This is a genomic window from Streptomyces sp. NPDC088707 (assembly GCF_044752725.1).
In the GTDB taxonomy this organism is placed as follows: domain Bacteria; phylum Actinomycetota; class Actinomycetes; order Streptomycetales; family Streptomycetaceae; genus Streptomyces.
This window is the reverse complement of sequence record NZ_JBIVLV010000021.1, coordinates 1-23,254: the sequence shown is the minus strand read 5'-3', so window position 1 is coordinate 23,254 and position 23,254 is coordinate 1. Positions and strand designations below refer to the sequence as shown.

The 23,254-nt window shown below is 72.6% G+C and carries 30 protein-coding genes; 23 read left to right on the top strand and 7 right to left on the bottom strand.

Translation table 11 applies throughout. The annotated features are described in order from the left end of the window. The first annotated feature begins 40 nt into the window (after positions 1-40). From ACIP84_RS37875 to ACIP84_RS37785, 19 genes are all read left to right on the top strand, one after another. On the top strand, positions 41-511 hold the full coding sequence (locus ACIP84_RS37875) for a Pycsar system effector family protein (RefSeq protein WP_401804782.1): 471 nt from the start codon (positions 41-43) through the stop codon (positions 509-511). Further along, positions 508-639, top strand: a complete 132-nt coding sequence (locus ACIP84_RS37870; RefSeq protein ID WP_401804780.1) for a hypothetical protein — start codon at positions 508-510, stop codon at positions 637-639. The genes ACIP84_RS37875 and ACIP84_RS37870 overlap by 4 nt, the downstream gene beginning before the upstream one ends. A gap of 2 nt (positions 640-641) precedes the next feature. Further along, on the top strand, positions 642-1,217 hold the full coding sequence (locus tag ACIP84_RS37865; protein ID WP_401804777.1) for a hypothetical protein: 576 nt from the start codon (positions 642-644) through the stop codon (positions 1,215-1,217). A 108-nt stretch (positions 1,218-1,325) separates the two neighbouring features. After that, the gene (locus tag ACIP84_RS37860; protein WP_401804774.1) at positions 1,326-1,706 is read left to right on the top strand and encodes a hypothetical protein; all 381 of its coding nucleotides are present in this window, start codon (positions 1,326-1,328) and stop codon (positions 1,704-1,706) included. Between the two features lie 97 nt (positions 1,707-1,803). Next, positions 1,804-2,511: a hypothetical protein gene (locus tag ACIP84_RS37855; protein ID WP_401804772.1), complete on the top strand. Its 708-nt coding sequence runs from the start codon at positions 1,804-1,806 to the stop codon at positions 2,509-2,511. An 85-nt stretch (positions 2,512-2,596) separates the two neighbouring features. Next, a complete protein-coding gene (locus ACIP84_RS37850; RefSeq protein WP_401804770.1) occupies positions 2,597-3,235 on the top strand; it encodes a hypothetical protein in 639 nt (212 codons plus the stop codon). Positions 3,236-3,316: 81 nt separating this feature from the next. Then, on the top strand, positions 3,317-3,889 hold the full coding sequence (locus ACIP84_RS37845) for a hypothetical protein (RefSeq protein WP_401804768.1): 573 nt from the start codon (positions 3,317-3,319) through the stop codon (positions 3,887-3,889). A gap of 37 nt (positions 3,890-3,926) precedes the next feature. Continuing rightward, complete coding sequence (locus ACIP84_RS37840; RefSeq protein ID WP_401804767.1) at positions 3,927-4,724, top strand: hypothetical protein; 798 nt, start codon at positions 3,927-3,929, stop codon at positions 4,722-4,724. A 74-nt stretch (positions 4,725-4,798) separates the two neighbouring features. Further along, entirely contained in the window at positions 4,799-5,215 is a 417-nt protein-coding gene (locus tag ACIP84_RS37835; protein WP_401804764.1) for an NUDIX domain-containing protein, read from the top strand. A 103-nt stretch (positions 5,216-5,318) separates the two neighbouring features. Next, the gene (locus ACIP84_RS37830; protein WP_401804761.1) at positions 5,319-5,621 is read left to right on the top strand and encodes a hypothetical protein; all 303 of its coding nucleotides are present in this window, start codon (positions 5,319-5,321) and stop codon (positions 5,619-5,621) included. Between the two features lie 88 nt (positions 5,622-5,709). After that, the gene (locus ACIP84_RS37825; RefSeq protein WP_401804758.1) at positions 5,710-6,390 is read left to right on the top strand and encodes a GGDEF domain-containing protein; all 681 of its coding nucleotides are present in this window, start codon (positions 5,710-5,712) and stop codon (positions 6,388-6,390) included. After that, positions 6,387-6,845, top strand: coding sequence for a hypothetical protein (locus tag ACIP84_RS37820; protein ID WP_401804752.1), 459 nt, complete (start codon positions 6,387-6,389; stop codon positions 6,843-6,845). The genes ACIP84_RS37825 and ACIP84_RS37820 overlap by 4 nt, the downstream gene beginning before the upstream one ends. Beyond that, on the top strand, positions 6,842-7,402 hold the full coding sequence (locus tag ACIP84_RS37815; RefSeq protein ID WP_401804749.1) for a WhiB family transcriptional regulator: 561 nt from the start codon (positions 6,842-6,844) through the stop codon (positions 7,400-7,402). The genes ACIP84_RS37820 and ACIP84_RS37815 overlap by 4 nt, the downstream gene beginning before the upstream one ends. After that, positions 7,402-8,247 carry a histone-like nucleoid-structuring protein Lsr2 gene (locus tag ACIP84_RS37810; protein ID WP_401804746.1) on the top strand — a complete coding sequence of 282 codons (846 nt, stop codon included), beginning with the start codon at positions 7,402-7,404 and terminating at the stop codon, positions 8,245-8,247. Before ACIP84_RS37815 ends, ACIP84_RS37810 begins: the two co-directional genes overlap by 1 nt. Positions 8,248-8,249: 2 nt before the next feature. Next, complete coding sequence (locus tag ACIP84_RS37805; RefSeq protein WP_401804744.1) at positions 8,250-8,741, top strand: hypothetical protein; 492 nt, start codon at positions 8,250-8,252, stop codon at positions 8,739-8,741. 10 nt (positions 8,742-8,751) lie between these two features. Then, entirely contained in the window at positions 8,752-9,468 is a 717-nt protein-coding gene (locus ACIP84_RS37800; RefSeq protein ID WP_401804741.1) for a hypothetical protein, read from the top strand. Between the two features lie 63 nt (positions 9,469-9,531). Continuing rightward, positions 9,532-10,128 carry a hypothetical protein gene (locus ACIP84_RS37795; RefSeq protein ID WP_401804739.1) on the top strand — a complete coding sequence of 199 codons (597 nt, stop codon included), beginning with the start codon at positions 9,532-9,534 and terminating at the stop codon, positions 10,126-10,128. Beyond that, on the top strand, positions 10,125-10,532 hold the full coding sequence (locus tag ACIP84_RS37790) for a ParB N-terminal domain-containing protein (protein WP_401804737.1): 408 nt from the start codon (positions 10,125-10,127) through the stop codon (positions 10,530-10,532). Before ACIP84_RS37795 ends, ACIP84_RS37790 begins: the two co-directional genes overlap by 4 nt. Further along, a complete protein-coding gene (locus ACIP84_RS37785) occupies positions 10,529-10,897 on the top strand; it encodes a hypothetical protein (RefSeq protein WP_401804735.1) in 369 nt (122 codons plus the stop codon). The genes ACIP84_RS37790 and ACIP84_RS37785 overlap by 4 nt, the downstream gene beginning before the upstream one ends. Positions 10,898-10,973: 76 nt before the next feature. On the opposite strand, the gene ACIP84_RS37780 is transcribed toward ACIP84_RS37785, so the two are convergent. From ACIP84_RS37780 to ACIP84_RS37770, 3 genes are all read right to left on the bottom strand, one after another. Beyond that, positions 10,974-11,792 carry a hypothetical protein gene (locus ACIP84_RS37780; RefSeq protein WP_401804733.1) on the bottom strand — a complete coding sequence of 273 codons (819 nt, stop codon included), beginning with the start codon at positions 11,790-11,792 and terminating at the stop codon, positions 10,974-10,976. Further along, positions 11,792-12,577: a ParA family protein gene (locus tag ACIP84_RS37775; protein ID WP_401804730.1), complete on the bottom strand. Its 786-nt coding sequence runs from the start codon at positions 12,575-12,577 to the stop codon at positions 11,792-11,794. Before ACIP84_RS37775 ends, ACIP84_RS37780 begins: the two co-directional genes overlap by 1 nt. 104 nt (positions 12,578-12,681) lie before the next feature. After that, the gene (locus ACIP84_RS37770) at positions 12,682-13,062 is read right to left on the bottom strand and encodes a hypothetical protein (protein WP_401804728.1); all 381 of its coding nucleotides are present in this window, start codon (positions 13,060-13,062) and stop codon (positions 12,682-12,684) included. A gap of 296 nt (positions 13,063-13,358) precedes the next feature. Between ACIP84_RS37770 and mobF the strand changes: the two genes are divergently transcribed. Further along, on the top strand, positions 13,359-15,329 hold the full coding sequence (mobF, locus tag ACIP84_RS37765) for a MobF family relaxase (protein ID WP_401804725.1): 1,971 nt from the start codon (positions 13,359-13,361) through the stop codon (positions 15,327-15,329). Positions 15,330-15,771: 442 nt separating this feature from the next. Here mobF and ACIP84_RS37760 read toward each other — a convergent pair whose 3' ends face one another. Further along, the gene (locus ACIP84_RS37760; RefSeq protein ID WP_401492317.1) at positions 15,772-16,215 is read right to left on the bottom strand and encodes a hypothetical protein; all 444 of its coding nucleotides are present in this window, start codon (positions 16,213-16,215) and stop codon (positions 15,772-15,774) included. Positions 16,216-16,897: 682 nt separating this feature from the next. On the opposite strand from ACIP84_RS37760, the gene ACIP84_RS37755 reads away from it, so the two are divergent. The 3 genes from ACIP84_RS37755 (at position 16,898) to ACIP84_RS37745 (ending at position 19,209) form a co-directional block, all read left to right on the top strand. Next, the gene (locus tag ACIP84_RS37755; RefSeq protein ID WP_401804722.1) at positions 16,898-18,526 is read left to right on the top strand and encodes a replication-relaxation family protein; all 1,629 of its coding nucleotides are present in this window, start codon (positions 16,898-16,900) and stop codon (positions 18,524-18,526) included. Positions 18,527-18,634: 108 nt separating this feature from the next. Continuing rightward, the gene (locus tag ACIP84_RS37750) at positions 18,635-18,982 is read left to right on the top strand and encodes a hypothetical protein (protein WP_401804719.1); all 348 of its coding nucleotides are present in this window, start codon (positions 18,635-18,637) and stop codon (positions 18,980-18,982) included. A gap of 2 nt (positions 18,983-18,984) precedes the next feature. Beyond that, on the top strand, positions 18,985-19,209 hold the full coding sequence (locus ACIP84_RS37745; RefSeq protein WP_393364677.1) for a hypothetical protein: 225 nt from the start codon (positions 18,985-18,987) through the stop codon (positions 19,207-19,209). 62 nt (positions 19,210-19,271) lie between these two features. Here the strand turns inward: ACIP84_RS37745 and ACIP84_RS37740 are convergent, their stop codons facing one another. The 3 genes from ACIP84_RS37740 to ACIP84_RS37730 are packed head-to-tail and all read right to left on the bottom strand — an operon-like array spanning position 19,272 to position 22,893. Then, positions 19,272-20,072, bottom strand: a complete 801-nt coding sequence (locus ACIP84_RS37740; protein ID WP_401804716.1) for a hypothetical protein — start codon at positions 20,070-20,072, stop codon at positions 19,272-19,274. Further along, the gene (locus ACIP84_RS37735) at positions 20,069-20,368 is read right to left on the bottom strand and encodes a hypothetical protein (RefSeq protein ID WP_401804713.1); all 300 of its coding nucleotides are present in this window, start codon (positions 20,366-20,368) and stop codon (positions 20,069-20,071) included. The genes ACIP84_RS37740 and ACIP84_RS37735 overlap by 4 nt, the downstream gene beginning before the upstream one ends. Next, entirely contained in the window at positions 20,368-22,893 is a 2,526-nt protein-coding gene (locus ACIP84_RS37730; RefSeq protein WP_401804710.1) for a Helicase associated domain protein, read from the bottom strand. The genes ACIP84_RS37735 and ACIP84_RS37730 overlap by 1 nt, the downstream gene beginning before the upstream one ends. Positions 22,894-23,254: the final 361 nt, after the last annotated feature.

Genomic DNA, 23,254 nt, shown 5'->3' with positions numbered 1-23,254 from the left:
GACGGGGAGCCGGACAGCCCGGCCCGGATGGGAGTCGCACGTGACCACCGCCCCCCTCACCATCAGCGGCGACCGGAACCTGGACGCCGCCTGCACCACCGTGAGCGGCGAGATCGCCCGCACCGACAGCAAGGCCAGCCTGCTGCTCGCCTTCGACGGCGCGGTCCTCGCGGGTCTGGCCAGCGTCGCCGACAAGGACCTGCCCGTCTTCACGAAGGTCGTCGGCGCCCTGGCCGTCCTCGCCCTCGCCGCCGCGGCGGTCTTACTCCTCCTGGTCGTCCGGCCCTGCCTGAACGTGCCCGGCCGCCCCGCGCCGGGCACCTTCCCGCAGTGGGCGCACCTGGAGGAGAACGAGCTCCAGGAGGCGATGGACCAGGACCACCGCCCCGCCCGCATCAAGGCGCTGTCGATCCTCGCGGTCCGCAAGTTCCGCCGCCTGGCCCTCGCGGTCGACGTCATCCTCGCCGCGCTCGCCCTGCTGACCGTCGCCGCGATCGGGGTGCTGGTGTGAGCACCGCCGCCAGTTTCGTCATCAGCTACGCCAGCATCACCGGCGCGCTCGCCATCCCGTTCGTGATCGCCGCCGCCCGCCGCACCGCCGCCCGCATCCACGCCCAGGCCGACCAGAAGGAGCAGTAACCATGTCCCTCGCCCTGTTCGCCCGCCGCCCCGAGCCCGTCGAAGCGCCGGCCCCCGAGCCGTGGCCCGAGATCGGCGAGACCTGGAAGCCCGAGGGCGTCACCATCGCCCAGCGGTACTACAACCAGGCGCACGCGGTCGTCCTCGTCTACACCACCGACGATGGCCCGCACGGCACCTACTACTCCGTCGCCTGCCTCGGCTGCCACTACGCCACCGCGAAGGACGGGAAGCGCACCTACAACACGCGCTACGGCCTCGCCGACGCCGCGACGGTGGCCAACGAGCACGCCACGACCTGCCGGGCGCTTCCCCGCGACATCCCCGCCCGCCCGGACGACGACACCGTCCGCGAGCAGCTGCACGCCTGGGTCCGCAGGTCCCGCCGCCGGGACGGGGACACGCAGGTGTGGGTGTCCGACCTGGACCTGATCCGCCTCACCCTCCAGCGCACCAACGACTGGATCGTGGCCGTGCTCAACCAGCTGGTCGTCGACGAGCCGGAGATCATGCGCGTCGAGCGCAGCGAGTACAGCGACTACGTCTCCTACTACGCACGCCGCCTCCCGGAGAACTGACCGGCGCTCTCCGCGCGTCCCCGCCCGCCGCCCGACGGCGGCCGGGGACGACGCGGTGTCCGCCCGGTCAGCCGAGACCGGACGACCGGCCCTCCCCCGGAGGTCACCGTGTCCCTCGCCCGCCGCTCCCTCATGGAGGCCGCCGCCGCCCGCTTCGGCTGGCGCCGCGCCTACGGCACCACCACGCAGGTCGACGCGCTGCTCACCGAGCAGACCGAGACCGCGTACACCGAGGCCGCCGACCACGCGGCCCTGGCGACCGCGAAGAACGACGACGTCCTCGCCGTGCAGCCCGGCGTCCTGGACGTCCGCGGCCGCGTCCTCGCCGACGTCCTCTACCTCGAGGGCGTCCTGGCCGGCGCCCGCAACCGCGGCCTGCCCGGCGAGCTCATCGAGCGCCTGGAGGACGCCGTCGACCACGGCCACGAGCTGACCGTGCTGCTCGCCGACACCGTCCGCACCACCGCCGCGCTCCACGCGGCCAGCTGAGCGCCCGGGGCGGCCGCAGGCATCGAACCCGGCCGCCCCGGAGCAACGCCCCCTCCCCCACCAGAGCGCATCCGACAGAAGAAGGAGCCCCACCATCATGAACCGAGCTGTTCGCCGCGCCACCCTCACCGTCGCCGACGCCGCGACCGAGGGCCTGGACATGGTCACCGTCGTGATCGGCGGCGCCATCGGCGCCTGGGCGGGCTACACCTACTCGCCCGACACCTGGTCCGGCGACTGGCGCCTGGCCTTCGCCGGCGGCGTCGCGGTCGTGGCCGCCGTCGCCGTCAACTCCCTGGCCGAGCTGTTCCTGACCCCGCTGCGCCGCCTGCTCACCAAGGCCCGCAGCACCGCCCAGCCGACCACCACGCGCAGGCGCACCGCCCCGGCCGCGCCGGCCACCCTGTCCGAGGGCCTGGCGCAGGTCGCCACCGCCACCGAGAACGACGCCGCCTCCCGCGCCGCCTCCGACGCATGGGAGCTCGACCAGGGCGACGGCTTCCTCCGGACCGAGGACCGGTGGCGCGGCTACGAGGACGCCACGGCGTCCTTCTTCCTCGCCCCCGGCGTCTGGCTGCACTACCGCACCGAGAAGAACGAGTACGGCCGCAACGCGGCGCGCTTCACGCTGCTGACCGGTGACGGCGACCAGCCGGTGCCGATCACCCGCATGGAGCAGATCCGCCACCGCCTCGCCGCCCGCGCCGCCGGCCTCCCCGCCGTCCCGGCGACCGGCGACACCGAGGACACGGTCGCGGACACGATCGCCGAACTCGACAACCACCTCAAGGCCCTCGAAGCCTGACGGGCTACCCGTTCCGCCCCGGCCCTTCCCGGCCGGGGCGGTGCGGTGGCCAATCAGCCCACCCGACCGAGCCGGAAGGCCCCTGATGCCGAAGTCCACGTCCAACCAGATCTCGATCATCCGCGACGGCCTCTTCACCTCGCGCCGCCTGACCGCCGACATCGCCGACACCGTGCCCACCGCCCAGAAGCTGGTGAAGGAGCACTTCGGCCGCCGCCCGCTGAGCGCCGTGGAGGTGGTGATCACCTCCCCCAAGAAGATCCCCGCCCTCGCCGCCATGGCGCAGGGCGCAGCCGCGGGCATCCCGGAGAAGGTCTACGCGGAGAAGCTCCTCAGCGTCACCGCCAAGCCCAACGACCTGTACTCGCTGACCGTGATCGCCCCGAAGAACACGATCCGCGTCCTGATCAACGCCAAGCGGCTGCGACGCCGCCCTCGCGAGATCGGCGCGACGCTGGTCTGGGCGTTCGTGGAGATCGACCAGCTGACCCGCAAGGGCGCGCTGGAGCGGCGTATCGCCCTGACCCGGCACGAGATGGGCACCCACGTCCTGTCCAAGGGCAAGGCCCGCAGCCTGTACCGGGTCGAAGCCGAGATGGAGACCGAAGCCGCGAAGGTCACCGGGCAGATCGTCGGCAAGGTCATCCAGCAGAACCGGAAGGCCGAAGCCGCCGCCCGTGAAGAGGCCGCCGCCGCCACCGCCGCGCAGAACGCCGCCGCCTGACCGCGCACCGTGCCGCCCCGCCCCGACCCCGGCCGGGACGGCGCGGTGCCCCGTCAGCCGTCGACCCTGCAAGGAGGCCCCGTGCCCCGTCCTGCCGCGCACGCCCCCGAACGCTTCATCGCGATCGTCGGGCAGATCGTCGGAAGCCAGTGGAGTGCGCCCAGCGCCCCCAACTGGCCGGTGAACTTCACCCGCACCGCCGCCGACCTCGCCCTCACCGTCTACCCGGACCGCAAGAACAGCCGGATCATCTTCACCACCGCGTCCCTGGCCGCTCCCGACCGGCGGTGCCACGCGAAGTACACCCCCGACCTGGCGGGCCACGACGACATCGACGCCTGGCTCGCCGACGGCGACCTGGACGCTGTCGCCGACGCCCTCGGTGTCGTCGTACGCAGGCTGGTCGACCAGCCGCTGCCCGAGCCCGTCGCCCCACACCCCGACCCCGTCGGCCGGGAGCTGGACCAGCTCGCCCAGCGCGCCCAGGAGTTGGCCCGGCTCACCGCACAGTTCGCCGCCGGCCTCATCCGCGGCGAGCCCGTCGCCGACAAGGCCGGCCGCATCACCCACCTCGCCCAGCTGACCGAGCAGTCCGCCACGCGCGTGGACGAACTGCGCGGCCCGGCCCCCGCCAGCACCGCCGGACGGCTCTGAACCCACCCACCGCACGTCCCGACCTGGAGGAATCCTCATGGCACGCAGCGCCCGGCCCGTCGTCCACTACATGGCGACCCGGCCTGACGGCACCGTCCCGCCCACCGACAACTACCTCGCCCGCTACTACAGCGGCCTGGGCGAGACCATCCCGACCGTGAACCTCGCCGACCACATCGGCCAGGTCATCGACCACCCCAGCCCCGGCCAGAAGTGGTACACGGACAAGCCGTTCTCGTACTTCCACATGTACACCCGGCCCGGCGAGATCCTGGAGCGCATCGAGGAGGGCTGGCCGGTCCGGCTCTGGATCGTGGAGCCGCTCGGTGAGACCGGCAACTGGGGCGGGGACTTCTACCCGTACTGGCTGATGTCCCAGCAGATCCGCGTCGTCGAGGAGACCGACGCCTGGAAGGCGTTCGGGCACCGCGGCGCGCAGACCCTGGCCGTCATCGCCCAGCTGCCCGACCTCGCCCGGCAGTGGGCCACGGAGTGGGCCGCCGACCCCGAGGGCACGCGCCGTACCTACGCCGCGTGGAACGAGCGGGTGAACGACACCCACGCCCTGGACTGGTGGGCGCACTACCGGGCGCAGTACTCCCGGCGGGAGGCCGGCCTCAAGGCGGCCGACCAGCTCGCCGACACCGCCGCCGCCCAGGCCGCGACCGACGCCGGCGCCGACCCCGAGGCACTGGCCGCGATCCGCCTGCGGGCCCGCTGCCTGGTCGCCGGTCAGCTCATGTTCGACCGGATCCGCAACGGCGAGTACGAGCAGTCGATCCGCGGCCTGCTGCTCGGTACCGGGCTCGACACCCCGGCCCCCGTCCCGGCCTGACCGCCCCGCACTCCCTCCAGGCCACCCCGCCCGGGGCGGCCTGCTCCACCCTCTTCGAGACCAGGAGACATCTGGTGATCACCGACACTACCGACGAGACGATCCGCTACACCGCCGACGTGGTCCTGTTCGCCGACCGGCACGTCCTTCTGATCGAGCGGGGCTGGGACCCGTTCAAGTCCCGGTGGGCGCTGCCCGGCGGACACGTGGACAAGGGCGAGAGCAGCCTGGACGCCTCCGCGCGCGAGCTGGAGGAGGAGACCGGCATCACCGTCCCCACCGCCGACCTCCGGCAGGTCGGTGCCTTCGACGCCGTCGGCCGTGACCCGCGCGGCCGGTACGTCAGCGTCGCCTACACCGCCACCCTGCCCGAGCTGGTCGAACCGACCGCCGGGGACGACGCCACCGCCGCCCGATGGTGGCCCCTGGCCGCCCTCCCCGACCTCGCGTTCGACCACGCCGAGATCGTCGCGGAGGCCGTGAGGCGCTGACCTCGTCCGCGTGGACGCGGCGTTCCTCCGTGCCGCCCCGGCTTCACCGGCCGGGGCGGTCGCGGTGTTCCGCCACGACCAGCGACAGGAAGGAGCGGCAGCCATGCAGCGAACGGAGTTCTACGAGGTCGACGTCCCCATACACACCCCCGACCGGACGCTGCACGGCGTGCACGTCTTCACCGGCAAGGCGACCTCGGTCGACGAGGCCCTGACCCGCGCCCACCAGGTCTACGACGCCGCGTTCGCCGCGCGGCAGGCCGGGCTCGAGGTCCCCTGGCAGCAGGACGGCGGCTGGGGAGCGCGCGGGGTCCGCGACGGCTGGGAGCTGGACTGGGCGGCGGCGAAGGCCGGCCGCTGGTCCAACCCGAACGACTGGACCCGCAAAACGCCCTACGAGCTGTAGATACGCCCCGAGGCAGGCGCACCAGGTCTGGAAACCGTCGCCTGCCTCGGGCCACCCATCCCGTACAAGACGAGAGGGAGAGACCAGTATGGCCTCCACCGCGCGCGTACAGGCCCCTTCGGGAAATCGCGCCCTGCTCATCACCACGCTCGCCGTGCCGCTGACCGGCTGGACCGTGCACGCGGTCAGCCTGCACCGCAAGCTCGCCGCCGCCCGCCGCGACCCGCTCACCGGGCTGCTCGGACGCGACGGATACACGGCCAAGGCCCGGCAGATCACCGACCGGTACGGCGACGCCGCCCTGGTCGTCCTGGTGGACCTGGACCACTTCAAGCAGATCAACGACGGGCCCGGCGGGCACGCCGCCGGCGACCGCGTCCTGGCCGCCACCGCGACCCGGCTCACCGCCTGGGCGGGCAGCCGCGGGGCGGTCGGCAGGCTCGGGGGCGATGAGTTCGCCGTCGCGGTCCGGATCGGCCCGGCCCGCCGCGAACTCCGTCTCGCCCAGCTCGTCACCCTGCTCGCGCAGCCGGTGGAGGTCGAGGACGGCGTCCTGGTCGACGTCGCCGCGTCGATCGGCGCGGCCTCCCCCGACGTCCTCGGCACGACGGACCTGTCCGTGCTCCAGCGGGCCGCCGACGCCGCGATGTACGCGGGCAAGCACACCGGCCGGGCGGTCCTCGCCGGGCCGCAGCACGCCACGGTCCCGTCCATCAACGGCCGCCGCGCCGGACGGCCGGGCACCAACTCCCTGGGGCGGGCGGCATGAGCGAGTCCACCGCCGTCGACCCGGGCACCTGGATCCGGGGCATCACGATCCGCCAGCCCTGGACGAGCTGCATTCTCGCCGGGAAGGACGTGGAGAACCGCCCGGCTCCCTGGTCCTGGCGCGGCTGGCTGCTGCTGCACGCCGGGCAGGCCACCGAGCGGGCCCCGATGCGTGACCCGCTGGTCGCCACCGCGATCCGCGGCCGCGCCCTGCCCACCCGGGCCGTCATCGGCGTCGCCCGCCTCACCGACTGCCACCAGGACGCCGCCGGTACCGCCCCGTGCTCGAAGTGGGCGCAGGCCGACGCGTTCCACCTGGTCCTCGCCGACGTCCAGGAGCTCGCGCTGCCCATCCCGTGGCTGCACGGGCAGCTCGGGCCGTGGCGCCCGCCGCAGGACCTCGTGGACCAGGTCCTCCTCCAGTTCCCCCACCTCGCTCCGGAGGCCACCTCATGAGCGGCAACCGCACCGGCGTCGCCAACGCGCCGGCCATCGTTCTCGCTGACGACCGGATCCCCTTCCCCGACACCGACCAGACTCTGCGCTGCCGTACGAGCCCGGCCCTATTCCAGATCGAGGACATCCCCAACACCGACCAGGACCCCCGCGCCCGCGAGAAGGCGCTCGCCAAGGCCAAGCACGCCTGCTCCGGCTGCCCGATCGTCAAGGACTGCCTGAAGTGGGCGCTGGCCAACCCCGCCCTGACGAAGACCGGCGTGTGGGCGGCGACCACCAAGCGCGACCGCACGCAGCTGCGCAAACAGCTCGTGGCCCGGCTCGGTGAGGACTGGGTCGGCGTGGTCGCCGAACAGGACCGGCTCCGCAGGGAGCGGGCGCGCGCGGCTCGCGCCGTGCCCCCGACCGCCCGCGAACTCGCCCTCGCCCGCCTGGAGCTGGAGTCCATCCCCACCCGGCCCGCGCCGTACAACCGCTGGAAGGAACCGATCACCCCCCAGCGCGCGGCGTCGAACCTGCGCGTGCTGGCGCTGGTCGCCAGCGGCAAGGCCGCGTGATGTTCACCGACTGGACCGAGGCCCTCGAAGCCGAGTCGCTGCCCCTGGACCCGAACCCGGCGCAGCAGCTCGCCGCCGCGGCCCGGGTCACCGCCCGCCGCTCCCGCGACAAGGACGACCTCGGGCTGCTCCTGGACGTCCTCGGGCTGCCCACCGACACCGACACCCTCACCGCCCTGCTCCCCCTCATCCCGGAAACCGGAGACGCACCCACCATGACGAACACCCCCGCCCCCGCCCCGGCCCTCTCCGCGTTCGAGGCCATGGCGATCTCCATGCACAACAACGGCGACTCCGAGCAGGCGATCCGCGAGGCCACCGGCCTGAGCGAGACCGAGCTCAGCGACCTCATCGCCGACCAGGTCCTCGGACTGCCCCGCGCGGCCGCCGACGCGTCGGCCATCGACGTCCCCGTCGTCGCGCTGCCCGTCTCCAACGCGCTCCAGGAGCTGATCGACTGGGCGGCCGCGCACCCGACCGCCTCGGTCCGCAGCCGCGCCGCCCGCATCACCGCCGACCTCTCCGAGCTGTCCGAGCGCCGCAACAGCGAGGCCGCGCAGCGCGAGGCGGAGGAGAAGGTCGCCAAGGCCCGCGCCGAACTGGAGAAGGCGCAGGAGGAGCTGCGCACCGTCAAGGCCGGCACCCGCACCACCACGGCGGCCGCCTCCGCGCCCACCCCGATCCGGGCGGGCCTGGGCAGCGGCCGCACCCGCGAGGAGCTCGCCGCCGTACGGGCGTGGGCGCGCGAGAACGGCCACCAGGTCGCCGACGCCGGGATGGTGCCCAAGCGGATCCTCGAGGCGTACGACGCCGCACACCGGGCGCCGGTCCGGAAGGCCGGCTGACCGTGGCCGCCGACGACGCGATAGCCCTGGACGGCTTCCTGGACGAGGAGACCGTGCCCGGCGACCTGCACGGGTCGACGGCGCGGTTCCGCCTCACCGTCTCCCCGACGGACGAGCGCACGGACGAGATGATTCTGCCCTGCAGCGTCGCCGACCCGGCGCTGGCGCACGCGGTCATCCACGACCTGGTCCCCGGCGACAAGCTCCGCGTCACCGGCTACCTCCGGCTGCCCCGCACGCCGGATGAGCCGATGTGGCTGGTCGTCACCACGCTCGCCGTGCTGGAGACCGCGCCGGAGCTGTCCGACCCGGCCGCCGTCGCCACGGCCGTCATCGAGCGCTACGGGCCGTACGTCTGCTGGTTCGACGCCGACACCACCGACGTGGAGGTGTTCACCGAGGGCGGCACGTGGGTCGGCACTGCGCCCGAGCCGAACGACCTGGGCGAGCTGCTCGAAGCCTTCGAGCACCGCCAGGCCGCCGGCGGCGAGTAGCGGAGCCGCCGTGCCCATCCGTCCCGAGAATCTGCACCGCTACCCGCGCGACTGGAACGAGATCAGCGCGCGGATCCGGTTCGAGCGGGCGGGCGGCCGCTGCGAGTGCACGGGCCACTGCGGTCTGGCGCACCCCGGCGGCCGCTGCCCCGCCGTCCATGAGGAGATCCACCCGGACACCGGGTCCGTGGTCGGCCTCACCACCGCCCACCTCAACCACACACCCGAAGACGTGCGAGACGAGAACCTGCTCGCCGCCTGCCAGCTCTGCCACCTGCGCATCGACCACGGCCACCACCGGGTCACCCGCTCGCTCACCCTGGCCGCCCGCGCGGCCGCCGCCGGACAGCTCGGACTCCTCCCCGAGACCGCGCTCGTCCGTACCGAGCCGCCCACCCCGCCGCGCCCCACCCGGGGCCGCGCCCCGGTGGCCGCGCTTCACCAGCTGCCCTTCCCCGAGCCCGAACAGGAGACGAAGCCCATGGCTCGCATCAGCGTGAAGATCGCCCCGCTCCACCCGGACGGCACCGAATGCACCCACGCGGTCAGCCCCTCCGGCAAGCCCCGCGACCCGGACGCCGGATGCGCGGGCCGCCGCAACTACGCCGTGGTGTGCAGCTCCTGCGGCCGGGTCGGCGAGCCGCACGGCCTGCGCGTCCTCGCCGAACCGGCGCAGAGCGCGCACCGCGACAGCCACAAGGCCGCGCTCACCCCGGCTTCCCGCTGACCCCCGCCCGCCCGGCCGCCGGGACCACCACGGTCCCGGCGGCCCCGTCGAATGTGAGGGCAGATGCCCACCACCGTCTTCGACCAGTTCACCCGCCGCACGGCCGACGTCACCGCCCAGCTCGCCACCCTGGGTATCCCGCTCACCGCGCCGGCCCCGCCGCCCGCCGACCCCGACCCGGCCGACCCGTGGGCCAGCAGCTACGCCGTCCCGGTCGACCGCTCCAGCCTCGCCTGGTGCACCGCCGTGACGATGCTCGCCGACCACCACGGCACCGGCATCGACCGCCAGGTCCTCGCCGCCGACGCCCTGCTGCGCGAGCTCGGAGTCCGCGGCCTCGCCCAGCTCCACTCCGACCTCCACGCGGGCGCGCCCGTCGACTACCGCTTCACCCGCTGCCCGTACTGCTCCGGCATCGGCGAGGACCCCACCCAGCCGGACTGCAGGGAGGTCGGCTGCGCGTCGTGGCTTGAGTTCGCCGGACACGATCACGTGTGCCCGGTCTGCCACGGTGAGGACTACCAGCCCCAGTGGTTCGCCGAGGAGCAGATGACCGAGCTCGAGGAACTGCTCGCCGATGCCATCGAGGAGCGCGAGGAGCGCGCCTCCCTCCGCTACCGGATCCGGGCGCGGCTGTACCGCCGGACGGTGCGCTCGTGACGGCCCGCGTGGTTGACGGCAAGCCCTGGACCGGGCGCATGCGCACCGCGGCGCTCCGGCGGGGCCTGGTCCGGCCTGCCGAGTTCTCCACGTGGGCCGGTGCTCGCCGGTATCACGAGCGGCACGGCCGGGACCGCCAGGCGCTGGAGAAGCTGCGGGCCTCGATCCCCAAGGACGGGATCCGGGAGCCGCTCCTGCTGGGCGTCCGCGCAGCCGACCGGCTCGTCTTCGTCTTCGAGGGGCACCACCGGGCCGTCGTCGCCCTCGAACTGGGGGTGCGCTCCTTCCCCTTCCGGTGGTTCTGGGACCCGGACGTGCAGGTCGTGGAGCACGAGCCGTTCCCGCACCACGCCCTGGGGCCGGACGGGCAGGAGTGGCTGTGCCACCAGGAGGCGCGCTCATGACCGCCCGCTTCCGCAGATGCGGACACGGCAGCGGACCGATGCACCCCGGCGACCAGAAGGCCGTCGCTGAGTTCACCGCCCTGCTCGCCGCCCGCCAGCGGCCGGTCCCGTGGACCGGCCGCGGTGACGCCGCCATACGCATCGGGGAGCGCGGCCTGGAGCGCGGGCGCCCGCTCCCCGAGCAGCCGGCCGACACCGACCCCGTCGCCCTGGTCCTCATCCACCCCGACACCGAGACCGCCCTCACCGGCACCCTTCACTGCGCCAGGGCACGAATCCACAGCGCGTGGACCGGGCCCTACCGACTCCTCACCCACGCCCTCGCCGGACGCGACCTCCCCGGCGACATCGACCTGCGCACCTGAGCACACGAAGCGGCCCCCGCCGTCCGGACCTTCGCGGTCCGAGCGGCGGGGGCCGCTTTTCGTGTTTCTGGAGCCGTCAGGCCGCCGACGACTCCGCGGCGGGCGCCTTGATCTCTACCTCTATGCCGACTGAAGCCGACAGCGCCTCGATCAGCTCGCGCACCATCGTGCGGGTGCCCTCGGGGTTGCGCTCCATCGCGGCCTGGAGGGTGTCCGCGTCCAACTTCTTGGTGGCCCGGGTCAGCGCCTTGTACGGGTCCCTGGCCGCCGGGAGCTCGGTCTTGCCCTCGATACTCGCCAGGTATGCGAGCACGGCTTCCTCGGTGGCCTTCTTCTTCCCGGCCGCCGCCGGGGGCAGGCTCCCCGCCGCGCCCTTCACCAGGTTCGCCGTGACGCCCATACCCTTCACCTGGATCAAGGCGAGGTACAGCAGGGCGGCCGCGTCGACGCTGTGCTCTTCGGCCAGGGCGACCAGCTCCCACGCCTGCCCGAAGCCCAGCTTCTTGGAAAGAATTCTTTCCAAGTCGTTCGATTTCCCGCCGACCATTTCGAACAGCTTCTCTGCGATCTTCCAGGACCGGATCAGCTGGTTCGCGTACTGCCGGCTGATGTCCCATTGCTCCTGGCAGTAGTCCTCGAAGTTGTCGTGGGTCGCCCGGTACAGCCGACCGTCCCTGATGACCTGGAGAGCCTTGCCCGCTGCCCAGTAGGCGACCCGCAGGTTCTCCAGCGCCGCCTCGCAGCGCACCAGCAGCTGCTGCTCCTGGGCGATGAGGACAGGCGTGTCCGCGAGCTGCTTCGTCGGCAGCTGGTCGATCGACCGCGCCAACGCCACCGCCGTGTCCGGCTTCCCCGGCCCCTGTGGTGCGCCGTTGATGTTGATCTGTCGTCCCATCAGAGCATCTGCTCCATCGTCAGGGCGACGCGCATGAAGTCCTCGCGGGCGTTCAGCGCGGTGCCGCTCATCTTGTACTCGGTGACGAGCGTGCCGTTCTCGTAGGCGTGCTCATGGATCGTGTACCTGCGGATCGGGTCGGAGACGCGCGGGTAGTTCCGCTGGTCGATCCAGACCTTCACCTTGTTCAGCTGCTTCTCTTCGCGGTCCTTGCCCGGGTCGTGCATGTTGATCACGACCAGGAAAGGGATCCCGCGCGGCTTGAGAACACGCTCGATCGTGAACTCGCACTCGTCCCAGGTGATTTTCGACGGGGTGATCGGCACGATCGCCAGGTCTGCCATCTCCAGGACCTCGCGCAGGGCGTCGGCCGTACGGCTGTCGCCCAGCGGGTCCGCGCCCCACTCCGCGTCCGGGTCGACGTCCAGGAAGCCCGGGGTGTCGATGATGACCCGGCGGCGGTCAGGGTCCTGCACTATGCCGGGGAGGATGCCGGTCTTGCTCTTGGTGACGACGTAGTCGAACGGCAGCGACGCCTCCCGCACGCCCGCACACCACTTCTCCAGGGTCCCCTGGACGTCGATGCCAGCGGCGACGACGGGCGCACCGGTGTCCTCGTCCGCGTTCGACAGGACCGCCGATCGGCCGGCGCACGCCGCCGTGTTGACCGCGATCGTGGACTTGCCCGCGCCGCCCTTCTGCTGAATGACGACGATCACCTTCGCCGCCCGACCAGTCCGGGCTGCTGTCTCGGTGGCATGTTGCACGGCTGTGGATGTGGTCATCCGATGGCCTCTCAGTCGTCCGTTGATTTCACCGCCCAGTGCGGCTACTCGGACGCGCCACAGCTTGCCAGACACGAAAGATCCAGCGCAGCCGCCCCGCCCGCTCAACGGGATGAACGCACCACACGGGGGAGAGGTACCGGGGCCGCCCGCTCGGAAGTATCCCGGGCGGGGCACTTCCGAGCGGCCAGGGGTCGGTCCAGGATGCTGTGGGTCCCGATCCGGTGCCACACGATGTGGGGGAGTCCGGCGACCACCACCCGGCCGTACGACCACGTCGCGCGCCCGTCCGGCGCCCAGGTGAGTTCGTAGACGCCCGGCGCGCAGCGCACGCCCTTGACCCGTAAGCCGGGGCGGAACTGGCGGCCGGTGCGCAGGTCGGGGACGAAGGCGTCCAGGACGACGCGGCGGAAGCGCCGGCGCTGCGCGGGGGTGAGGTGCTGGAGGTCGGCGGTGAAGCGGGGGCAGGTCTCGAAGGTCGGCACGGTGGGTTCCTCCGGGCAGCACGACGAAGCCCCCGACGGATGCCGGGGGCTGCTGTAGGCGGTGCTTCCTTGGCGGTGCTCGTCTTTTGGCGCGTGGTGATGCTCAGTGGTGCTTGTTGGTGTCGTTCGGGTCGTGGTGTGCGTGCTGCCGGAGAGCGATGACATTCGCGTCCGGCCCGGCGCCGCTTCCCGCCCGGCGGGCACCTGAGAAGAAAGTTCGGCCTCTCCTCCCGCCTGGCGGGACGCCGGGCTGATCGGCCTTTCCTTGCAGGTCAGAGCCGTGTGGCGTGGCCTGCATGACAGTCGACATCAGGGTCATCCGGGCCGGTCAGATGTACCGCTACTACCTGCGCGAGACCGTCGTCGGCGACGGCCGCCGCCCGGCCCGCACACCGCTGCGCGCCGCCCAGGACCAAGCTGGCGTCCCGGCCGGGCGCTGGATGGGCCGGGGACTCGCCGCGCTCGGGCTTGCGCCGGGTGAGGAGGTCACCGAGGCGCAGCTGCGGAACCTCTTCGGCGAGCGGGGCCGCCACCCGTACGCGGACCGGATCGAGGCCGACCGGCTCGCCGGGGGCGACTCGGCGAAGAAGGCGTTCAAGGCCGGCGCCCTCGGACGCCGGGTCACGGTCACGGGCGTGGACTTCGTGTTCCGGCCGCAGCCGACGATCTACCTCCTGTGGGCGTTCGGGGATGAGGAGACCCGTCTGGCGATCGAGGCCGCGCACGAGCGGGCGATCGAGCGGGTGCTGGAGTGGATCGAGGACGAGGTCGCCGTGATCCGGTACGGCAAGGACGGCATCTACCGGGTGAGGCCGCCCGGCGGTCTGGTCGCCGCCCGCTTCCGCCACTTCGAGGCTCGCTCCGGCCGGCCGTTGCTGCATGACCATCTTTTGCTGTCGGTGAAGGGGCAGCGCCTGGACGGGAAGTGGGGCTCGATCCACACCACGGCCCTGCACGAGAACACGGTGGCGGCCTCCGCGCTCTACAACGAGCTGGTCGCCTCCGAGGTCTGCGAGGCCCTGGGGCTGGCGACCGAGCCGCGAATCGTCACCCCTGGGCGCCGGCCGGTGATGGAGATTGCCGGGGTGCCGCACGAGCTGATCCGCTGGACCGCCCGGCGCAGCGACCAGATCGCCGCCTGCCTGGCCGAGCTGGAGCACGAGTACGTCACCGCCGTCGACGACGACGGCGAGCCGCGGTTCCTGCCCGTGGTCTCCGAGCGGGCCCGCGCCAAGATGAACCAGATCGCCGCCCGCAAGACCCGCCCGCCCAAGCGGAAGACCCAGCCGCTCGCGCAACTGCGCGTCTGGTGGAAGGTGAGCGCGATCCTCACCTCCAAGGTCGCCGCCGACGTCATCAACTCCCTCCTCGAGCACGCCCGCGCCGCGGCCGCCGCGATCCGGGCCCGCGTCGCGGCCGTGGTCGACATGGCGCTGGCGGCCGTCGACGTCACCGCGACGGTGTTCGTGATGAACGAGGGCGGCCGTTTCCACCGCCGGCACCTGCTCGCCGAAGCCCGCCGCCATCTCGCCCTGGTCCTGCGCGGCCGCCGCCGCGACCCCGGCCTGGACGAGGAGATCGTGGCCACCGCCATCTCCACCCACTGCCTGGACATCAGCGAGCCGAAGACCACCGTCGGCCTGCTGGCGGACTACCGCCTCTACACCGCCCGGTGGGACCTGGCCGACCTCCCCGCCCGCCGCCGCCCACCGGCCCCCGCGCCCGAACCGGACCGGCAGCCCCCGGCCGATCCCGGCGAGCCGGCCGCGCTCCGGCCGCCGGGACAGGACGCGGGGGAGTGGGAGATCCCGCGTATCCCGCTCCAGTACGACCGTGCCGTCCTCGCCGGTGCGGTGGTGCGGGAGAAGCTGCGCACCACCACGACCGCCGCCGTGCGGGGCCGGGCGTACGACGTCGTCGCCCACCAGCAGGCGGCGATGCCCGAGCAGCTGCTCGCGCCCGAGCCGGCCGACCCCGAGCACGGCGACCAGGAGCCGGAGGCCGGTCGCGGGGATGCGATCGACATGACGGCGCTGCGGGCCTGGCGGAAGTCCCGCACGGACGTGGAAGCACTCGATCTCACCGCCGACCGGCTGCGCCGCATCCGGGAGGCGGGGACCAAGATGGTCAACGACTCCCGCGCCCGCGCGGACCGCCACACCGCACCAGCCGACGCCGACGCGGTGCGCCCGGTGCGCCCGGACGACCAGCAGGCGCACCGCCCACAGCAACCCGGACCGCACCGTGGCCGGGAGGCCGGCCACTGAGTGGACCCGATGGTGCGCACCCGGTGCGGTGGTGCGCACCGACGACGCCCGGCTCCACTCCACTGAGTGGAGTCCACCGTCCGGGAGTGGACGCCACCGTGCTCGGCATCCACTTCACCGAGTGGAGCCCACCGGGTGGAAGTGGACGTCATCGACGGGAGTGGGGCCGCGCATCCACCCGGTGCGTTTCTCCTTGACCTTGGCTCAGGTCAAGGAGAAATGCGCCGCCTCCACCGTCTCCACTCGGGCCCACTCACCGCACCGAGTCCACCCGGTGCGCACCACTCCCGCGCGCCGGCCGCACCGGTGCGCGCACCGCCCACTGAGTGGAGCGCACCGGATGGACGGTGGTGCGCATCGTGGTGCGCACCGGATGGGTCCGCCACCGCACCAGTACGCACCGGGTGGGTGCGCTCCACCGCACCGGTGCGCATCGACGTGGCTACGGCCGCGCGGTCATGGACTGCACGGCGCGGGCCCACTCCAGGTGTTCGTCGCGCATGGTCTCCAGGGTGGCTCGGGTGTCTCCGTGGTCGTCGGGGTCGGGGATGACGTTCTCGACGAAGCGGATGATGCTGCGGGCGATGCCCAGCACGGCCGTGGTGGGGGAGTCGCGCGTCCAGTCCCGCAGGGCGGACAGCAAGATGCATCCGACCTCGTCCAGGGCGAAGGAGTCCGCGTGCGGCTCCCCGTCGCCCAGGACTCCCGTGACGGGGAAGACGATGTTTTCGGCGAGCCGCAGCAGCAGGAAGGCCAGCTCTGGAGAGGCCGGCGTGCGGCCGGAGACGTAGTTCCCGCCGCCCATCTGGAGCGCCAGGAGGTAGTCGAAGCCCTGCTCCACCTGGTCGGGCGTCAGCGGCGTGCGGGACGGGAACGGGTACAGCATCAAGCTCTCCTCACGATGGGCCGCCGCGCGACTCGCGGCGTGCTCATCGCATGGTTGGCGGGCGGGCCTGTGGACAGAGACCAGAGATTTCTCCCTGCTCAAGAGAAACCGGCAAATCGGGGCTGCAAGGGCCAAACCGGGCCCCCTTGTCCAGGGTGGTCGGCCCGACCTCGAATCCGGCTCTGACCCCTTGTCCACCTCTGCTACCGCCCGCTCGCCGCCGTGTTTCTCCTTGACCTGGCCACCGTTAGACCGCGGACAAGGGGGTCCCCTGCACGCTGCTCCTTCGCCCCGACCACCCCGGCCGGGGCAGCGAAGGAGAGCAGACGATGACGACCACCCACCCGAGGGCCGGGCAGCGGCGCCGCGCGGGCCGATCGGACGTGAAGGCCGGCCCGGACTGGGCAAGCCCAAGGGGCGTCCCTGGGTGCCCCCTTTGGAGGGCCCTTGGGATCCCCCTTTGGTGCCCGGCACCCCAGGCCGGAGGAAAACCCCTTGTCAGCGCGGGAATGGGCGCGAAAACTGCGCCGTCACAACCCTCTTCTCTCCTCTATATGTCCGTAGTGGAGGAGAGCATCGGGTTCCGGGGGGCCCGGACGCCCTCCCAGGCCGGGCGCGGCCAGCGCCAGCAGCGGCGCCGGTCGGCCGGCGGCCGGTCGCGAGCAACGAGGGAGCAGAGCTGATGGCGGGGAAGCGGAAGAACAACCCGGCGGGGTCGACGAACACCTACCGCGGCGACGTGCTGCGCGTGCTCGGAGCGCTGAAGGTCGCGACGACGGATCAGATCCAGCGGATCGGCGCTCCGCACCTGACCTTCCGGCACGCCGACAAGGAGACCCCGTCGAAGCGCAAGCAGGCCCGCACCGCCTCGCACACCGCCGCGCTCTCCGACATGCGGGGGCACGGCCTGTCCGAGAACGGCGGCTCCACCGAGACGGGTGACGCCCTGCGGAACCTGACCCCCAAGGGACTGCAAGCCGCCTCCTACGAGCTGAACCGGCCGGTGACGGAGATGGGCTCCACCGCGCGCGGCGCGGGCTCCAGTGGCGCCTCCCACCCGATGGCCGTCAACGAGACCGTGATCGCGATGCTGCGCCCGAAGCCGAACATGGCCAGGCTCGCCAAGGACTCGGCCGAAGTCCGGGCCGCCGCCCAGGCCGCCGTCGACTCACCGGACGGCATCGGCACCATCGCCTCGTACTGGACCGAGGTCCCGCTCCCGGCGACCGGCACGTGGAACGCGCCCGGCAAGGGCGGCGCCCAGGCCGACATCGTGCTCACCGCCCCGCAGGACGGTGTGCCGCTGCTGTTCATCGAGGTCGACAACTGCCACGAGACCGCCGAGGAACTCGCCGACAAGCTGGAGAAGTACGCCCGCTTCTTCAAGCGGAAGGTGAAGGACACCGACGGCAAGGAGCGCCCGATGTGGCGTACGCGCTGGACGGTCCCCGAGGGCCGACCCGGCGATGTGCCGCATCCGCCCGTGCTGCTGGTGTTCAACCGCATCGGCGAGCGCAACCCCAACCGCACCGTCCCGCGCCTGATGGAGCTGACCCGGCACCTGTGGCAGGGGCAGCGGCTGCCCGGCGGCCACCACCTTTACGACCGGAAGATCCCCATCATCGCGGTCGGGCTGAACCAGCTGCGTGAGCACGGTCCGGCCGGGCCGGTGTTTGCCCGCTTCGGACGCAGCGGCCCGCAGACCCTGCTGGAGGCGATCGGCAACCCGCGCCGCGAGGCCGCCGACGCCCGCGAGCAAGAGAAGGCCAAGGCCCGCGCGGCGGCGTACCAGGCAGAGATGCGGCGGGCAGCCCAGGAGCATGCCGCGAAGCAGGCAGCCGAGCGCGAGGCACGCCGTCCCGTCTGCACCGGCTGCGGGGCGAAGTTCACCGACACCCGCTGGGAGGCGGTACAGCCGAAGGACTGGGGAGCCACGAAGGACTCCCACCCGCACCTGTGCGACGACTGCAAGGCCGGCGCCGTCGTCAGCCCAGCGGCTGGCACGAAGGAGCGCCAGGAGCCGATACGCGGTGAGGCCGGGTCGGACGACTTCTGGCCCGACCCCCAGCGCCCCGTCTGCACCGAGTGCGGTGCCGCGTTCACCGATGAACGATGGAAGGCGACCAAGTCCGTCGGCTGGACTGCTTCCCCGGCGAAGCGTCCGTCTCTGTGCGGGGACTGCGACCAGAGGTTCGAGGCCGACCTGGACCGGGCCTGGGGTGTGAGCCCCTGGCAGGAGGAGCGCGACCAGGAGCAGGAGCCGGCCGTGCCCGAGCAGAAGACCGGCTGGCTCTCGCGCCTGCGCCGCTGAGCCGAGCACGCCGCTGGCGGCCGGGCGACGGGTACATGTACCGGTCCGCCCGGCCGCCGGTGGTGGGGGAGACTGAGGGCCACCATTCCAGCGGCGAGGGGCGAGAACATGGCGAAGACGGATCCGGCGCAGTTGGTGCGTCAGGCCCGAGACCTGATCGAAGAGTTCAACCGCGTGGTGCTGGACGACGCGCAGGAGCTGTCCGCGCCCGCGCTGTCGGAGGCCACCCAGGTGCTGAAGTCGTTGGTCGAGCGCCTCCCGCAGGCGTTCGAGCAGACCGCCGACGTCCTGGAGCTCCTGGCCAAGAGCGACAAGGTCACGGTCGAGCAGGGGGACGTGAAGACCGAGGTGGCCACAACCGCCGCGGAACTCCGGACGGTCGCGGCCGACAGCGAGCGGCTGGGCAAGAGCCTCGCCAACCCGGCATCGGCCCTGTTCCTCATGGGCGGCCGCTGACCATGACCGACCTGCCCTCGCCCGAAGAGGTCGAAGCCGCCCGCACGCCCGCCGGCGGCTGGAAGCGAGACCAGCTCGCCGCCTGGGGCGTTCCGTGGCCTCCGCCGAAGGGCTGGAAGGACGAGCTGGCCGAACGCTGGGAGGCCGCCCGCCCGGACGGACCGCCGGCGCCCCCGCCCACCCCAGCCCCGGCCGACTTTGCCCAGGACACGCTCGACTTCGGCTGACCCGACGACAGCGGGGCCGGACAGGATCACCCTGCCCGGCCCCGCTGCTCGTTCCCGGCTGCTCACCGGCTGAGGCGGATGCGCGGCCCCCACGCGAACTCGAGGTCGTCCAGGAAGACGGTCTCCAGCTGCTTCTCCCACTGGCCGCGCAGGAGGAACGGCGCGGCCTCCATCCGCTCCAGGATGACCAGGGTCTCGGGCTGTCCGATCAGCGCGTACCGGCCGTGCGAGGCGGGCCTGCTGCCCGGCCCGTACGCGCGCAGCAGCTCCTCCAGGCGGTCGCGGTGCTCCTCCACGAACGCCTCCAGGCGCTCGATGTACCCCGCGCGTTCCTCGTTGGCCACCGCGCTCAGCGCGGCATCCAGGAAGTCCGACCCGTCCGGCCAGTGGCGCGTCCCCGGCGCGGCCACGGCCCACGGGAAGCGTTCCGCGGCCGCCAGGACGTCCTTCGCGTCCAGCTCCACGGCCGGGGCCGGGTCTTCCGCCGGGGTGGGGGAGTGCGGCTGCTGGAGGTGGGCGAGGAGCATGGCGCTGGAGGCGGCACGGCCGCGCCCCGCGTGGGCGGTGGTGTCGGCGATGCGCAGCAGGTAGCTGGCGACGTCGCGGACACCGGCGAACCAGCCGTCCTCGAACCGCTGCTCCGATCCGTGCGGGGGGCTGCTCTCGGAGATCCAGGTGTGGGCGCCGGCCACCGCCCCGGCCTCCAGCTTCGCCACGATGTCGTCGGCCTGCTCGTGCCCGATGCCGACGGCGGTCAGGGCCTGGAAGACCGTGAACCGCGCGTCGGTGGCCTCGTGCTGGTGGTGGCTGATGCGGGCCAGCTCCTGGCCGTACGCGTCGGCGTCGTGCTGCTCGGGGCTCACGCGGTGCCTCCCTGGTCGGTGCGGGTGCGGTTGGCGACCCAGTCCGGATCGCGTACGGGCACCGGTGCTCGGGTCTCGGTGGCCGGGGTGCGCATGATGCGCCAGCTGGTGCGTGGCGCGGTGACGGCGTGGGCCAGGACGACGACGGCCTGGCGGGCGGCACCGCCCCGGACCCACGTGCCGGTGAAGCGGACCTGATCGGCCGCCCAGTCGCCCAGCCGCTGCCACGGGCGCAGCCGCCCGAGCAGATAGCCGGCCGCGAGCGCGGCGGCCGCGGTGACGACGACGCCCACCATCAGGACCACCGCATCCCGATCGCGGACAGCAGCTCCATCCGCTCCGGCGTCAGCGTCGCCGCTCGGGAGCGCTGATTCCCGATCCAGGCCCCCAGCTTGTGCTCCCGCTCCTCCTGGTCCTCGCCGACGATCCGCTCGACGTGCTTCCTGGGGACCTGAAGGTGCCCCTCGCGCTCGTAGAACTGGCGGGCGGCCGCGTAGTTCATCGCCCACTTGTCGGCCTGCGTACGGCGCTTGGGCTTCTCGTCCTCGGTCGCGGGCTCGATCCCGAGGACCTGCTCGCACATCCACTGCTGCACGGCCGTGAGCTGGTCCCAGCCGAGCCGCACCGACTGCACCCACCGCCCCAGATCCTCGCCCTGGCGCACGACGTCGCCCGCCTCGGTGGGCAGCGCCTCACCGGCGTCCAGGTGCATCCGCACCAGGTGGAAGCACCGCTGCCACGTCACCGGCCAGCTCGGGCACCAGGACGCGTCGATCTCCTCCAGCTGCTCGCGCCGCTCGTCCGACAGCGCCCCGGCCGACGACTCCACCGGCAGCCCCTCGGCACGCCGCTGCTCGATCTCCTGTGCCTTCCGGGCGGCGGCCCGCGCGTTCTTCAGGAAGATGCCCACCCGGTAGCCCTGGAACGTGGCGTCCAGCGGGGCCAGGAGGTGCCCGTGCTCGGCCGCCCACCCGCGCGCGGCGGACAGGCCCTCCTCCCACGCGACGTCGAAGTGCGACCAGATCATGCCGAGCTTCTCCAGCTGCGCGACGCGGTCCTCGTCCATGTCACCGCGGGCGTAGAACCGGCGAGCGTCGGCGGTCCACTGCCCCAGCGGGAACCCGGCGAGCGAGGCCGGCCACACCGCACCTTCCTCCCCCTGCTCCTGGTCGTCGACGGCAGGCACCCGGAACGTGAACGGCACACGCAGGTCGCCGTGCTCGCGGGCGTAGATGACGGCGGCCTCCACACCGCGCCGCCAGTGCTCGTGCTCCGGGTTGAGGACCCGCAGGTTGATGAACGCGGCGAGGGCGGCCGGGTCGCGGGGCGTGGAGAACTTCAGCAGGGCCTTGGCGGGGGCGCTGACGCCTCCGGAGCCCTCGCCGCTCCCGCCCGTGCTCTTGCCGCTGTCGTCCTTGCTGACGGGCTTGTAGCGGCTCGGGGCCTGCTGCTCCGCGAGGCTCTCCACGATCCGCGCGTCGTGCGCCCGCAGCGCCTCCAGGAGCTTCGCCAGCCCGCCGAACGCCCGGCTCGTGAGCATGTTGTCCGCGGTCTCGCCCGGCCCGAGCAGCACCGGGACCACGAGCGAGGCGACCTTGCCCTCGCCGGGCTGCATCCGCAGGGCGCGCCCCACGGCCTGGACGAGGTCGGGCATCGAGCCGCGCACGTCGGCCCAGTACACGGAGTCGCAGTTCTTGGTGTCGACCCCTTCCCCGAGCACCTTCACCGAGCACAGGAAGCACTTCTCCACGACGGTGCCGTCCGTGGCGATCCCGGCCGCGAACTCCCCGAGGAGGCGGCGGCGGTGGAGCGGCTTGTGGTCGCCGCACAGCCAGTCCGCCCAGATCGTCTTGGGGTACAGCTCGGGGTCGGATGCGTGCAGCTGGGCGGCGACGTCGGGGAGGCCGGCCGCGAACGCTTCGGCTTCCTTGACGACGTGGTGGAAGACGAGCGTGCGCCGGAAGTTCTCCTCCGCGGACGCCTTCACCAGGGCGGTCTGGAGCGCGGCGAGCCGGGCTCCGCGGACTTCTGCCGAGCGGCTTTCGGCGCCCAGGAGCTGCGCGGCCTGGAGCTGTGTGTCGGTGACGTCCACGCATACGACCTGGTAGGGGGCACAGATTCCCCTGTCGATGGCGTCCGAGAGGGTCAGGGTGAAGCAGCGGCTGCCGAAGGGGCCCTCGGGGTCGTCTTCCATGCTCGCGACCAGCTCGCCGGGGGCGCCGGCCGCATCGTCGTCCCCGAGCTGCCACAGCCGGGGCGTGGCCGTCATGTAGAGGCGGCGCAGGGACGGGATCTTCTGGTTGTCGTGGACGACCGCCCACGGCTTCCCGATCCGGCCCGAAACGCGGTGGGCCTCGTCCACGACGATCAGGTCCCAGGCCGCGAGGCCCGCGGTGTGCGCCCGCTCCAGCGTGCCCAGACCGAGGCTGGCGTACGTGGCGTACACGGTGACCTTGTCCAGGCCCCGCGTCCACTCCACCAGCTCGTCCACGTCCGTGGTGTTGGGGAAGGACACCTCCTCACCCCGCAGCGAGGACACCCCGATCATCGGCCCCCGGCGGCCTCCCTCGCGCCACGCGGACTCGGTCTGGGCGAGCAGGTCCAGCGAAGGCACGAGCACCAGCACACGGCCCGCGTGGAGCTCCTCCGCGCTGCGGACCGCTACCCGGGTCTTCCCGGACCCGGTCGCCATGATCACCTGCGTTCGAAGGCCCCGTTCCGGCACAAGTGATCTTGCAGGCAATTCGAGGGCGCGCACGACCGCGTCAACGGCTTCTCGCTGGGCTGCCTCGCGCTGGTCAACGCGGTCTGTGCTCGACATATCGCCTGCCTTCTCCTGGGATGCCGCCCGGTCGATTCGAGCGGCGGGAAACGGGAAACCTGCACGTGAGGGAGCCGCAAGGGCTACGGTTGGACTGACGCGATCGGCTGGTTGCTCTGCCTCACCGGAGCACCAGCAAGGCCGTGGGATGGATCTCGATAGCCCTTCGGAGCGGTCCGGGGTGGTGTGCTCTGAGTCCATAGCTTATCTCGGCTCCAAAAATGAAGCACACAGAATCGCGAGATTCCCTCTAACGTGGCCGAAAGCTGCTAGTCTTGCCTTATCGCAAGCCAATCCAGCACTTTGACACCCCCTCAACTTGTCCCCTTTCCAGGGATGGCCGGCCCCCGCGCCCCCGTCG

Bases quoted from the DNA above. Each gene is read 5' to 3' on its own strand.
- ACIP84_RS37865 (WP_401804777.1), top strand. From the start codon at position 642: ATGTCCCTCGCCCTGTTCGCCCGCCGCCCCGAGCCCGTCGAAGCGCCG.
- ACIP84_RS37855 (WP_401804772.1), top strand. From the start codon at position 1,804: ATGAACCGAGCTGTTCGCCGCGCCACCCTCACCGTCGCCGACGCCGCG.
- ACIP84_RS37850 (WP_401804770.1), top strand. From the start codon at position 2,597: ATGCCGAAGTCCACGTCCAACCAGATCTCGATCATCCGCGACGGCCTC.
- ACIP84_RS37840 (WP_401804767.1), top strand. From the start codon at position 3,927: ATGGCACGCAGCGCCCGGCCCGTCGTCCACTACATGGCGACCCGGCCT.
- ACIP84_RS37830 (WP_401804761.1), top strand. From the start codon at position 5,319: ATGCAGCGAACGGAGTTCTACGAGGTCGACGTCCCCATACACACCCCC.
- ACIP84_RS37825 (WP_401804758.1), top strand. From the start codon at position 5,710: ATGGCCTCCACCGCGCGCGTACAGGCCCCTTCGGGAAATCGCGCCCTG.
- ACIP84_RS37820 (WP_401804752.1), top strand. From the start codon at position 6,387: ATGAGCGAGTCCACCGCCGTCGACCCGGGCACCTGGATCCGGGGCATC.
- ACIP84_RS37815 (WP_401804749.1), top strand. From the start codon at position 6,842: ATGAGCGGCAACCGCACCGGCGTCGCCAACGCGCCGGCCATCGTTCTC.
- ACIP84_RS37810 (WP_401804746.1), top strand. From the start codon at position 7,402: ATGTTCACCGACTGGACCGAGGCCCTCGAAGCCGAGTCGCTGCCCCTG.
- ACIP84_RS37795 (WP_401804739.1), top strand. From the start codon at position 9,532: ATGCCCACCACCGTCTTCGACCAGTTCACCCGCCGCACGGCCGACGTC.
- ACIP84_RS37785 (WP_401804735.1), top strand. From the start codon at position 10,529: ATGACCGCCCGCTTCCGCAGATGCGGACACGGCAGCGGACCGATGCAC.
- ACIP84_RS37780 (WP_401804733.1), bottom strand. From the start codon at position 11,792: ATGGGACGACAGATCAACATCAACGGCGCACCACAGGGGCCGGGGAAG.
- ACIP84_RS37775 (WP_401804730.1), bottom strand. From the start codon at position 12,577: ATGACCACATCCACAGCCGTGCAACATGCCACCGAGACAGCAGCCCGG.
- mobF (WP_401804725.1), top strand. From the start codon at position 13,359: ATGACAGTCGACATCAGGGTCATCCGGGCCGGTCAGATGTACCGCTAC.
- ACIP84_RS37760 (WP_401492317.1), bottom strand. From the start codon at position 16,215: ATGCTGTACCCGTTCCCGTCCCGCACGCCGCTGACGCCCGACCAGGTG.
- ACIP84_RS37755 (WP_401804722.1), top strand. From the start codon at position 16,898: ATGGCGGGGAAGCGGAAGAACAACCCGGCGGGGTCGACGAACACCTAC.
- ACIP84_RS37750 (WP_401804719.1), top strand. From the start codon at position 18,635: ATGGCGAAGACGGATCCGGCGCAGTTGGTGCGTCAGGCCCGAGACCTG.
- ACIP84_RS37745 (WP_393364677.1), top strand. From the start codon at position 18,985: ATGACCGACCTGCCCTCGCCCGAAGAGGTCGAAGCCGCCCGCACGCCC.
- ACIP84_RS37735 (WP_401804713.1), bottom strand. From the start codon at position 20,368: ATGGTGGGCGTCGTCGTCACCGCGGCCGCCGCGCTCGCGGCCGGCTAT.
- ACIP84_RS37730 (WP_401804710.1), bottom strand. From the start codon at position 22,893: ATGTCGAGCACAGACCGCGTTGACCAGCGCGAGGCAGCCCAGCGAGAA.